Annotated in this window: 6 protein-coding genes; 4 read left to right on the plus strand and 2 right to left on the minus strand. The window is 73.6% G+C overall.

Annotation, left to right across the window (positions count from 1 at the left end; all coding sequences use genetic code 11):
- Nucleotides 1-62: 62 nt before the first annotated feature.
- The gene (locus G4Z16_RS30550) at nucleotides 63-1,553 is read right to left on the minus strand and encodes a PP2C family protein-serine/threonine phosphatase (protein WP_197353802.1); all 1,491 of its coding nucleotides are present in this window, start codon (nucleotides 1,551-1,553) and stop codon (nucleotides 63-65) included.
- A gap of 322 nt (nucleotides 1,554-1,875) precedes the next feature.
- On the opposite strand from G4Z16_RS30550, the gene G4Z16_RS30555 reads away from it, so the two are divergent.
- The 4 genes from G4Z16_RS30555 (at nucleotide 1,876) to G4Z16_RS30570 (ending at nucleotide 11,232) form a co-directional block, all read left to right on the plus strand.
- Nucleotides 1,876-3,336, plus strand: coding sequence for a HEAT repeat domain-containing protein (locus G4Z16_RS30555; RefSeq protein WP_197355026.1), 1,461 nt, complete (start codon nucleotides 1,876-1,878; stop codon nucleotides 3,334-3,336).
- 277 nt (nucleotides 3,337-3,613) lie between these two features.
- Complete coding sequence (locus tag G4Z16_RS30560) at nucleotides 3,614-5,143, plus strand: hypothetical protein (RefSeq protein WP_197353803.1); 1,530 nt, start codon at nucleotides 3,614-3,616, stop codon at nucleotides 5,141-5,143.
- A gap of 235 nt (nucleotides 5,144-5,378) precedes the next feature.
- Nucleotides 5,379-6,281 carry a hypothetical protein gene (locus G4Z16_RS30565; RefSeq protein WP_197355027.1) on the plus strand — a complete coding sequence of 301 codons (903 nt, stop codon included), beginning with the start codon at nucleotides 5,379-5,381 and terminating at the stop codon, nucleotides 6,279-6,281.
- Nucleotides 6,282-6,453: 172 nt separating this feature from the next.
- Nucleotides 6,454-11,232 carry a hypothetical protein gene (locus tag G4Z16_RS30570; RefSeq protein ID WP_197353804.1) on the plus strand — a complete coding sequence of 1,593 codons (4,779 nt, stop codon included), beginning with the start codon at nucleotides 6,454-6,456 and terminating at the stop codon, nucleotides 11,230-11,232.
- Nucleotides 11,233-11,324: 92 nt separating this feature from the next.
- On the opposite strand, the gene G4Z16_RS30575 is transcribed toward G4Z16_RS30570, so the two are convergent.
- Nucleotides 11,325-11,693: a hypothetical protein gene (locus tag G4Z16_RS30575; protein WP_281393752.1), complete on the minus strand. Its 369-nt coding sequence runs from the start codon at nucleotides 11,691-11,693 to the stop codon at nucleotides 11,325-11,327.
- Nucleotides 11,694-11,844: the final 151 nt, after the last annotated feature.

Genomic DNA, 11,844 nt, shown 5'->3' on the forward strand with positions numbered 1-11,844 from the left:
TGTCCGGCATGCGGTGCTAGCTCCGCGTGCCTCAACGGCGCAACGGGGGCAGGGAGTTGACGTCAGCCGGTCACGCGGGCGATGAGCACGCAGGCATCGTCCTCGCGGTCCCGGCCGCCGAACTCCTCGACGACCATGCGGAGGCACTCCTGTGCGGACCGGGCACCGGCGAAGCGGTCACCGAGCTCCAGCAGCCGTTCGGGAGCGGTGTGTTGGGGGTCCGCGGGGCCCATCCGCTCACCGCGCGGGGCGAGCCCGTCCGTGTGCAGTACCAACAGGTCGCCGGGCTCCAGTACTTCGGTGCTCTGACCGTATGCGCTGCCCGAGGTCGCGCCGAGCAGCACGCCGCGGGGCGGATCCAGCACCCTGGTCGTGCCGTCACGGAAGACGACCGGCGAGGGATGGCCCGCCTGGGACCAGGTGAGGGTGCGGTCGCCGGGCTCGTACCGGCAGCACACCGCGCTGCCGAGAGCCGGCTGGGCCGAGGTGTCCAGCAGCTGGTTGAGATGCCCCATCAGCGCGCCGGGCCCCACGCCGGCGAAAGCCATGCCGCGGACCGCGCCCAGCAGCATCGCCATCCCGGACGCGGCGGCGACTCCGTGCCCCGTCAGATCCCCGGCCGAGAGCAGGGTGGCGCCGTCGGGCAGTTCCAGCGCGTCGTACCAGTCACCGCCGATCATCGCGCTCGCCGTCGAGGGCAGATAGTGCGAGGCGATGTCGAGAGCCCCTCCGGCGGCGGCGTCACGGGTGCGTCCGGGGCCGCCGTGCGGGATGCGCTGCGGGCCGCGCCACGGCGGGAGCACGGTCTCCTGCAGCTCGACCGCGAGCCTGCGCTCGGCCTGCGCGGCATGACGTTCGCGGCGCACCGTCTCATGGATCTCGCGCACGGCGAGTTCGCTGCGGCGCAGCTCGCTGACGTCACGGAGCACGGCCCACATGGCCGCGGTGCCGCCCTGCCCGTCCAGTACCGGTTCGCCGAGCAGGTGGAGAGTGCGCAGGGCACCGTCCGGACGCATGATCCGGAACTCCTGGTCGATCGGCCTGCCGTCCACCAGGCAGTCCGTCACGGCGGCCGCGAGCAGCGGCTGGTCCTCGGGGAGCACCCATGAGGGGAGCTCGTCCAGGGAGAGCGGGCCGTCCTGCGGCGCACGCCCGAAGATGCCGTACAGCTCCTCCGACCAGGACACCTCGTCGGTCAGCAGGTTCCACTCCGCGCTTCCCACCCTGCTGGTGAGCGCGGGCGGCTCCGAGGCGGCGGACGACGCGGCCGGGTCGGGGACCGTCTCGTGCGGTTCCGGCTGGGAGGGTGCGCCCGCACGGAGCCTGCCGAGATGTTCACCGAGGTCGTCCAGCTGGTGGGCCGCGAGATCACACAGCGCACGCTGCCAGCGCCGTGCCGGGTCCTCGACTCCCCGTGCGTCCTCGTCGGCGGTGCGGGGACGTACGGCGTCGATCCCGCCGCGCAGATGCCGCGCCTGTCTGATGAGGGCGTCCAGTGCACCGCGTTCGGGCGGCTGGGAGGCCGGACGGTCCGCATCGACGTGGGAGGGCATCGAGGGTCTCCGATACGGGAAGTGAGGGCTCGGTTACGACTGTTGCACAGGCTGCGACCGGCCGTAAGTGGTTTCGCGATACCCGATCCGGTGGTGCTGCGGACATATGTCGCCGGTCTCCCCGGTCACGGGGCTGCCGGCCGGCGCGAGGTCGGGCCCGGCGGGGATTGCCGGTAGGCTCCCGGGCCGTATGCGGGGCGGTCTGTCCATTCCGCTTGTACGTCCTTTCCCTGCCAGGAGTAGAACGACTCGCAGAGGCAAGGATGCTGGTCAACGGAAATCCCGTTGCCAGTCGAACACCCCGCACCGGATGCTGACCCTTATGTTCGTCGATTCCGTCGATTCAGACATAGCGCCCAGCGGTACGCTGCTCGGCCTCCTTCAGAGGGGTCGCGGCGACGGCACGCTGCACGCTCTGGCGGCGCCACGCGCCGAGGCGCTCGCCGCGCTGAGGCAGTGTGTGCTCCACGATCCTCGGCGGGACTGGCAGATCGAGCACCGTTCGCTCTACTACGCCCGGCTCCACATGGAGCTCGACGCCTCGCTCGACGACATCGAGGAACACCTCTTCGCACCCGAGGACGACCTCCCGCCCGGTGGCGACTGCGAGGCGCGCACCGGGCTGGCACTGTCGGTGCTCGGCCACCTGGCCTCCTACGAGAACGCCGGAGCGACGGAGCTCCTGCGCAAGTACGCCACCTCGGGCGCCAACTGGCAGTGGGCGCTGGACGAGTTGGCCGTGCGCGACGACGACGCCGGGCTGCGCGGGCTGGGCCCCGCCGTCCTCGCCCGCTTCCCGCGGACGGAGCAGGGCGACGCGGATCTGGCCGCGGCCGCGCGTGAGGCGTTCGAGCCTCGGCCCTGGCGGCTGTGGGCCGAGGACCCGGCCCGTCCGGACCAGGCGGAACGGCTGCGGCGGGTCCAGGAACAAGGGTGCTTCGACCGCTGGCAGCGCCAGCTGCACAGCCAGGGCCCCCGCCCCGGCTGGAGCGTGCGCGAGGTGCTGGACTGGGCACAGGACGGCCACGAACAGCACCCGCCGGCCGCCCGCGAGGCGGCCGCCGCCCGGTGCCTGTCCGCCGTCGCGGGTCCGGCGGACCGCGAGGAGCTGATCGCCGCGGCCCGCGGCCAGCGCGATGGCGCCCGTGCAGCCGCCCTCCGTCATCTCGCCGACCGCGGTGACCCCGACGCCCTCGACCTCATCGAAACAGCGGCCGCCGATCCGTGCGAGACCGTCGCCGAGGCCGCGCTGTGCGCGTTCGCGCGGATGCGCAGCACAGCGGCGATCGTGCGGGCTCGGCAGTGGGCCGCCGCGCCCGAGGGCTCGCTGCCCGAACGCCTCACGATCGTGGCCGCCGAGATGCTCGCCTGCTGCGGCGGGGCTCAGGACGCCGGTGCGGTGCTGAGGGCTCTGCGCCGCACCGTGCGCAACGAGGGCCCGGACAGCGACGAGCTGTGGCCGTTGGTGGACGGCGTCGGGCGGCTCGGTGTCGAATCCGCCGCTCCCGTGCTGCGGCACATCTACCGCGAGACGGCCTCCTCTCAGCTTCGTGGCCGCGCGGCCGGAGCGCTCGCCCTGACCGATCCCTCGTTCCCGGCGGGCTTCGCGGTGGAATGCCTGTGGGACTGCGAGGAGACAACGAGGGCCCTGGCCGCCGAGTATGCGGCGACGGGGGACGAGCGGGTCGTCGAGAGGCTGCGGAGGCTCGCGGCCGATCCCGCGGAGGAAGCCGGGGTGCAGAGCGCCGTGCGCGGCAGGCTCAGCCCGGAGTCGGGGCGATGAGGCACGGCTGGACGGCGGCGCACAGACGCGGCCGGCCACCGGGCACGGTGGTCCGGGCACCCCTGCCCGCCGGGCACCGACTCTCCAGCACGTGGGGTGGCGGCTGTCCGGCACGCCGGGCCCGGGCCGGTCAACACGGCTTCCGGCGTTCCCGATTGGGCCCGCACCGCGTGAACTGCCACTAAGGGGCGCGCAGAAGAGAGTCACGCGCTGGTGACGTAAGCGACATCGAGGGGTGTTCCGGGCGTTGTCACTGTGACCGCATAGTGTGTCTGCCGTGACTGAGCACGCCCCGCCGACCCTGCCGTCCCCGGCCCCCGGCCCCGCGGCCGACGAAGGGCTGGCGCGTCGGCTCCGCGCCCTGGCGTGCACGGCGCCGCTGCACGACCTCGACGTCCGCAAGGCCAACCTCGCGGGGGAGTACAGCACTTACGCGATGGCGGAGGTGGCTCTCAGTGCCATCGATCTCGTCACCCTGCAGATGGACTTCGACACGGGAGCCGACCACGAGGACGTCGTGGCGAGGCTGCTGCCCCGCATCTCCGCCCAGGCTCCCGGACGTCCGGCCGCGGAACACGAGCGCGTCGCCCGCTGGGTGCTGGAGAACCTGCTCAACGTCGGCAGCGTCGACCGCGGATTCCGCGCCGTCTACGGCACGTTCGGGCCGGAGGGCTCATATGTGCGGCGGGACTACGACTTCAAGCTCATCGAGGAGGTGCCCGGCCCCGGCGGCAGCGTGTATCTGCGCACCACGGACGAGGCCGTCAACGTCCTTGTGGGCGCCCTCGACACGGACGTCACCAGCGCCCAGATCGCCGCCGAGGTCAAGCTCGAGGTCCTCATCAGCCGCGGGCGTCTCGCCGACGCCCAGCTCGCGGCCGAACAGGCCCGCTACCGCACGGTGCAGTACGCCGAGACGCTGCGCCGCACGCTGGAGGCCACGCGGCGCGACGTGCGCGCGGTGGACTGGCTGCGCACCGTCCCCGACATGATCACCGAGGCTCTGGAGCACGTCGCGGAGCGCTACCGCCACGAGAACGCGATCCTCACCAACATCCGTCGCGCGCGCGACGAGGCGGCGTCGGAACGCGGCCCCGACCACAAGCGCCGCGCCGCCGAGCTCGTCGACATCGTCAAGGACTGCATCCGCCGTCACACCCAGCTCCAGTCGCGGCTGCTGGCGGCCGGGCCTCTCTTCCGCGCCGAGCAGGACAGGCAGGCGTTCGCGCCGCCCGCCGCACGGGCCGGGCTGGACCTGTACGGCCAACTGCTCGCGCCGCTGCTGCCGTTGGCGGTGGAGCAGGCCGGTGCGGTCACTGACGCCTTCTTCGCGGCCGGAGCGGGCTTCCGTACCCCCGGCGCCGTGCGCCTCGGAGACCTGACGGAGATGCTGCTCACGCCGCCGGCGCCGCGTGAGCACCTCGGCGCCGAGATGCCCGAACCCGATCTGATCGCCACCCCCGACGACAGCAGATTCAGCGAGGAGCAGCTGGAGTCGGCGACGGAGCTGCTGGATCTGCCCGCGGACGCGCCTCGCAGACTCTCCGGGCTCCTGGCGGACGCCAGGAGCCTCGATCCCGAACTGCCCTATCTGGTGGCCCTGCTGGCGGTCCACGCCGCGAGCCCGCCCGTGGGCACCGCCTGCCGGCAGGGCGAACGCAGGCTCCTCTTCGCCGTGGACGACGGAGAGGAGCTGGACGACGAGGAGTTCGGGGGAGCTGACCTGATCGTCGGCACGGCCGAGCTGGACGCCGGAGGGATGGCCTCGGGCCGCGACGCCCGCCAGAGCCGCGAGGGGGCGGCGTGAGGATCGGCAGGCACGAGCCGAAGGCAACACGGGACGCGCTGGGCTCAGTTGGGGCGGGCTCGTTCCCTGCGCCCCCGCTGACGGAGCAACAGCGGTTCGTGTCAGGCCCGTTCACCGGGGAGTGCCCGCTCCGCCACGCGTCCGGCCGCCCTGTCCCCGTCCCGTTTCCCGCATCCGACCCATGCGCAGGAGTGACGCACCGTTGACCGAACACCACGACGACGGCGCCGGATCGATGTCCGCCACCCCCGCCGGCTTCGCGGCGCAGGAGAGCGCAAGTGCCCAGGCGAGCCCCCCGGCCGGCGGCTCACAGGCAGCCGTCACTCCCGCGGACACCGCCGACGCCGCGCGCCTGGTCTCCTTCGGGCTGCACCCCAAGCTGCTCCCCGCCCGTGACGCCGAATACGCGGGCCTGCTGCGGCGTTACCGCGACGAACCAGCCTTCGCCCGCCTCGCCGACGCCGTCGCGACGGGCCTGGGCCTCGTCGTCCTGGAGGTCTCCACCAGGGCGGGAATGGCGCTCGCCGCCGGAGAGGATTCGGCCTTCGCCGTCCGCATGGGCGACTACTCACGCCGCGCCACCGCCGACTCCGCCGACCGCTTCCTGCACGGGCTGGCTCATCTGGCCGTCGCCGCGATGGCCTTTCCCCGCCCCGAAGACCTGGCCGACGACGCCTACATCGGCCGTATCTCGGTCAACGGGGTGGACTCCTTCGTACGGCAGGCGTGCCGCCGGCTGGCGGAGCGCGCCGAGGAGGCGGGGGAGAATGCCGACCCGGCCGTCGACGCCCCGGGGCTCGAGGCCGCCTGGCGCGTCTACGCGCGGCGCAGCACGACCGGTGCCACCAAGGACGCCCGCAGGCTCGCCGGTTCGACGACGGGCATCATCGGCAAGGCCGTCGCCTTTCTCGCCGACTCCGGGTTCCTGCAGCGCACGAGCGATGACGGCGGGGGCACCTACCGCACCACGCCCCGCTACCAGCTCCAGGTCCGTGACATGGCGGGGAGCGCCGCCATGTCCGAACTGCTGGAGCTGGGCGTCGTCCCCGTCAGCGACGGGAGCGCCACGCTCGTGCCGTCCGCCGACGGGGAGGAGATGGGGATCGAGGGAGACGCCGCCCTTCCGTTCCACACCTGACCGGCATGCCGGCCGGTTCCGCCCGGCCCGGTCGCGGGACCGCCTCCCGGCCCGCCACACCGAGCACTTGGACCAGTACCTCTGACCCGTACCCGCCCGTCCGCGTGAGCCGACGCCGCGCAGCGCCGTGCGGCACCCGCTGACGGACCACGACCACGAGAGCCCCGCCACCATGTACGAGCTGTCCCGGATCCGCCTCTACTCCATCGGGCCCGCCGGTGCGCGCTATGCCGACACCGTGCTGGATCTGCGCGGAGTCGGCGGCCCGGTGCCCAGCCCCGCTCCCGCACAGGCCGACTTCTTCGAGGAAGAGCCCGGCGGGCCGCCGTGCCGCCCCGCCCCCGCCGGGGTGCTCTTCCTCGAGAACGGCGGAGGCAAGTCCGTCCTGCTCAAGCTGATCTTCTCCGTGATGCTGCCGGGCCATCGCAACACGCTCGGCGGTGCGAGTTCGGGCGTGCTGCGCAAGTTCCTCCTCGCCGACGACTGCGGGCACGTGGCACTGGAGTGGCAGCACACGCGCACCGGCGAGACGGTCGTCGTCGGCAAGGTCAGCGAATGGCGCGGACGGCAGGTCTCCAGCGACCCGAGGAAGTTCGCCGAGGCGTGGTACTCCTTCCGGCCCGGTCCCGGAATGAGCCTGGACTCGCTGCCCGTCGCCGAGTCCGCAGCACTGCGTCCGCCCTCGGAGGGGACCTCGTCGGCACGGGGGCGCCGCCGCACGATGAAGGGCTTCCGCGACGTGCTGACCGAGACGGGGAAGGCGTACCCGAACCTCGATGTCGCCTGGGAAGAGGTGCACGAGCGCTGGACGGAACGCCTCACCGGGCTCGGCCTCGACCCCGAACTCTTCCGCTACCAGCGGGAGATGAACGCGGACGAGGGTGAAGCCGCCGGCCTCTTCGCCGTCAAGAACGACTCGGACTTCACCGACCTGCTGCTGCGCGCCGTCACCGACACCCGCGACACCGACGGGCTCGCCGATCTGGTCCACGGTTTCGCGCACAAGCTCGGCCGCCGCAGCGAACTGACCGCCGAACGTGACTTCACCGCCGGCTCGTTGGACCTGCTGCGCCGCATCGCGGAGTCCGCGGAGCAGCGCGAGCGTGCCCGCGACATCCACGGCGCCGCCGAAGGGCGCGCCCGTACCCTGGTGCACCGCCTCGCGGCCCGGGGCGGCGCGGAGCGCAGCCGCAGTACCGAACTCGCCGGCCAGGTCGCCGAGGCGGAGGAGGCAGTCACCCGCGCCGGTGACACCCGCGAGCGCTCATCCCTCATCGCGGCCGAACTGGCCTACAGACACGCCTCGTTGGCGCTGGAAGGCGCCGAGAAGGCCGCCTCCGCCCAGCGCCGGGAACTCGGCGAGGCCCGTACGCTGCACTCGGCCTGGCAGGCCGCCGAGACGGTTCTGGCCCACCGCACAGCCGCCGACCGGGCAGCCCGGCTCTCCGACGCCATCCGCGAGGCGGAACGTGACGCCGCTCCGGCCCTCGCCGCCCGCGCGACGGCCGCCGCCGGTCTCGTACGGGCTCTGCACGCCGCCGCCGAGGACGCGGAGCGCACCGCCACCGAGGAGGAGGAACGCTCGGCGCAGCTCCAGGCCGGTTCGGAGGCCGCACACCGCGACGCGACCGCAGCGGCCACCGAGGCACAGCGCGCCCGCAGCGAGACCGGCCATCTGCGCCAGCGTCTCGCGGAGGTGGAGGAGGAGACCGGGGAGGCAGTGCGCGCCGGCTGGATCGAGGCGGCGAATGACGGCGACGGCGAGAGGGACCCTGCCGCCGCCGCACTTGCCGCCGAGGACGCCGGGCAGAGCCTCACCGCTGCCTGGGAGGAATCACGGGAGGCCGCACGCCGCGCCGCCGAGCGCGCCCAGGAGGCGAGCGCCGAGCTCTCCCGTGCCGAACTCGCCGCCGCCCGCGCCGAAGACGCGGCCGAAGCGGCATCCGCGGCGTACAGCGCGGAAAGCCGCACGGCGGAGGCACTGGGCACGGAGGAACGCCTCGCCGAGCTCCTCGGTCTCCCGCACGCCGGCCCGAACGGCACCCCGGGCGCGCCCCAGGACGGGGAGCCCGCCCCGCCCGCCGTGCCCTCACCGCGCACGGCACCTGCGGGTGACGGGAAGGGCGCCGCCGTCGCGTCCCCCGGCGGCACCGGCGGCAGCACACCAGGCACCGCGAGCCCGCTGACCGCCGAGGAACTGGACGCCGGAGGCGAGTCGCTCACGGAGCTTCTGGACGACGCCGTCGCCGCCTGCGAACGCCAGCTGTTCGAGCTGCGCACCGCCGCGGCAGAGGACGCCCGCATGCTCGGCGCACTTGGCGACGGAGGGCTGCTGCCACCCGCACCTGACGTCACCGCGACCGTCGACTTCCTCGGCGAGCACGGCATCCCGGCCCTGCCGGGCTGGCGCTACCTCGCCCAGGCCGTCGACCCCGCCGACCATGCCGACGTGCTCGCCGCCCGCCCGGAGCTCGTCGACGGCGTCATCATCACCGACCCGGCCAGCCACGTACGTGCTCAGGAGGTCCTGGCCGGTGCGGCGTTGCTGCCGCGGTCGGCGGTGGCCGTCGGCACGGCGGCGGCCCTGCTCGCGCCCGTGCCCCGCGAGGGCTCCGCCGCCCGGCGCGACGACGTCTTCCTCGTACCACCGAACCCTGCGATGCACGACGAGCACGCCGCCGACGAGGAGCGGCGTCAGCTGCGCACCAGGGCGCTCGCACGGGACGAGGAGATCCGCGCCGTCGCGGCCCGGCTCTCCGAGGACCGGACGCTCGCCGCCCGCCTCGCCTCCTGGCGCACCGGCTGCCCTCCCGGGCGCCTCGCGGAGCTGGCCGCCGCCGCACGGGACACCCGCGGCGCCGCGGCGGCCGCCCGCGAACATCTCGCGCACGCACGGACCGCGCACGAAGAGGCGGAGGAGGCCGCCGCCGACGCCGCCCGCGTCCGGGACGAGCGGCAGGAGCAGGCCCAGCAGGCACACCGCCGCGCCGACGCCCTCGCGGGCCTCGCCTCGCGACTGCGTGAGCGGGGCGGCCGGATGAGCCGGCTGCGCGTTCTGGCCGAGGAGACGGTGGAGGCGGAGGAGCGCGCCGAGGCCTGCCTGGTCCGTGCCCGCGCCGCCGACGAGGACAGGCGCGCGGCCCAGCGTGCCGCGGACGACGCCCGGCGCACCGCACGTGCCTTGCGGGCGGAGCGCGCTCAGATCGCCGGCGTCCCCGACGACATCGACGAAACCCTCCAGCCGCCGGACGGAACGTCGCTGCCCGCACTGCGCGAGGCGTACAGATCGGCCTCCAGGCTGTACGACAAGGTCGGCGTGGGCGCGGACCTGCGGGCCGAGCAGGCGCACGCGGAGAGCGACGAATCCGCGTCGCGGGCCGCACTGGACCGGCTGACCAACAAGGTCCGCACGCGTGCCGCGCAGCTCCTGGACGGCGCCGACGGTGCGGACGGGCCGGCCCGCCAGGCCGCGGCGGCGCGTGCCGAGTCACGGGTGCAGATGCTGGAGTCCCGCGCCGCCGCCGCCAGCGAGCAGCTGGGTCGGCTGCGCGGCGAGGCGGAGCGGCTGGCGCCGGCGCACGGCGAGTGCCACACGGAACTCCCCGCGGGCATGGAGCCCGGCGACGTCGAGGAGGCCCAGCGCCTGCTGCGTACAGCCAACGCCGAACTGGCTGCGCACAGCGACGAGTTGGAGGAGGCCCGCGACGCACACGCCGCTCTCGTGAGGGCGCACCGGTCTGCCGAGGAGGCCGCGGACGGCTTCGACGAGACCGCGGCGCTCCTGCGTGACCTGCTGCGCGACCCGCAGCAGGCGGCGCCCGAGGGAGCCGAGGCCCCCGAGCCCTATCCGGGCACTCCCGCCGAGGCACGCCAGGCAGCCGCGGAGGCACGCCGATCCCTGCGCGGCTGCGCCGCCGACCTGTCCGCTGCCGAACAAGCCGTGCGCGAGGCGTCCGACGTGCTGGTACGGCACGCCAACTCCTCCCGGTACGAGCAGGTCCGCACGCCGGCCCGACAGCAGATCCGCGAACTGCCCGCCTCCGCGCTGCCCGACCACGCCGCCGCCTGGGCCGAAGCCTTCGCGCCCCGTCTCCGTGTGCTCAGCGACGAGCTGGAGCAACTGGAGCGCAACCGCGACAGCATCGTGGACCGGCTGCGCGGCCTGGTGGAGTCGTCACTGGCGACGCTGCGCTCCGCCCAGCGCCTCTCCCGGCTGCCGGAGGGTCTGGGGGAGTGGTCGGGCCAGGAATTCCTGCGCATCCGTTTCGACGACCCCGACCAGGCCGTTCTGTCCGAGCGGCTGGGTGAGGTCATCGACGAGGCCACCCGCACCGCCGTCGCGAAGAACTCCGACCTGCGCCGGGACGGAATGTCGCTGCTGCTGCGGGGAGTTCACGCCGCCCTGGAGCCGCGCGGGGTCTCGGTGGAGATCCTCAAACCGGACGCGGTGCTGCGCGCCGAGCGGGTGCCCGTCGGCCAGATGGGAGACGTCTTCTCCGGCGGACAGCTGCTGACAGCCGCCATCGCCCTCTACTGCACGATGGCGGCGCTGCGCGGCAACGACCGCGGCCAGGAGAGGGACCGCCACGCCGGGACGCTCTTCCTCGACAACCCCATCGGCCGGGCCAACGCCACCTACCTCCTGGAGCTGCAGCGGGCCGTCGCGGACGCCCTCGGTGTCCAACTGCTGTACACGACGGGCCTGTTCGACACCACCGCTCTGGCCGAGTTCCCCCTCGTCATCCGCCTGCGCAACGACGCCGACCTCCGGGCGGGGCTGAAGTACATCAGCGTCGAGGAGCATCTGCGCCCCGGACTGCCGCAGCAGGACCCCGAGGAAGAGCCCGTCCAGGGGGAGATCACCGCGACGCGCATGTTCCGGCGGCCCGAGCGCGGAGGCCAGCAGCCCCGCGTCCCGGCACAGGCAGACGGCCCCCGCCGGGAGTCCTGACGGATCGATGGGCCCTGCCTCAACCAGGCCGGCGCTCCAGGCGAGTTGAGGCGCCTCGGCCGCAACCCCCGTATTGCCGTGGCCTGTCCGGTTCACCGCCCGCGGTCGTTCACGTGCTCACCGCGTGTCCGCGCCCGCGGGTTCCGGCCGTTGTGGTGCTCCGCCTGCTTCGTCCGGGCCCTCGCCTTCTCCACAGCCCGCTCGCGGGCGGCGCTGCTCGGTTCGGAGAGCACGCCGTGCCGCTGGCGCCACACCTGACGGGTCACCCAGACATCCAGAACGGCCCAGGTCGCCACCACCGTGCTCGCCACGGTGGAGATCACCATGGGGAAGGCCAGCCACACCTTCGCGAGTGAGCACAGCACCGCCACCATCAACTGCACCAGCGTCACAGCGACTATCACAAGCGCCCGCACCGCCGCAGAACGCACCGAATCCGGCAGTCTGGGCTTCGCGTACATGATCCTTTCACTCCCCCCTCAATATCCCCCACACGTCTCACGTTTCCACGTCAGTGGCTTGCGCCACAATCCGGTGACGCGTGTGGGGCATCGACGGACATCTCAGGATGAGGCACCCTGGACGGCCGGTTTTCCCGCTCGGACACATCTA

The organism is Streptomyces bathyalis (assembly GCF_015910445.1).
In the GTDB taxonomy this organism is placed as follows: Bacteria; Actinomycetota; Actinomycetes; order Streptomycetales; family Streptomycetaceae; genus Streptomyces; species Streptomyces bathyalis.

Excerpts from the sequence above, each read along its gene's own strand:
- G4Z16_RS30575 (WP_281393752.1), bottom strand. The coding sequence starts at position 11,693 with ATGTACGCGAAGCCCAGACTGCCGGATTCGGTGCGTTCTGCGGCGGTG.
- G4Z16_RS30570 (WP_197353804.1), top strand. The coding sequence starts at position 6,454 with ATGTACGAGCTGTCCCGGATCCGCCTCTACTCCATCGGGCCCGCCGGT.
- G4Z16_RS30550 (WP_197353802.1), bottom strand. The coding sequence starts at position 1,553 with ATGCCCTCCCACGTCGATGCGGACCGTCCGGCCTCCCAGCCGCCCGAA.
- G4Z16_RS30565 (WP_197355027.1), top strand. The coding sequence starts at position 5,379 with ATGTCCGCCACCCCCGCCGGCTTCGCGGCGCAGGAGAGCGCAAGTGCC.
- G4Z16_RS30555 (WP_197355026.1), top strand. The coding sequence starts at position 1,876 with ATGTTCGTCGATTCCGTCGATTCAGACATAGCGCCCAGCGGTACGCTG.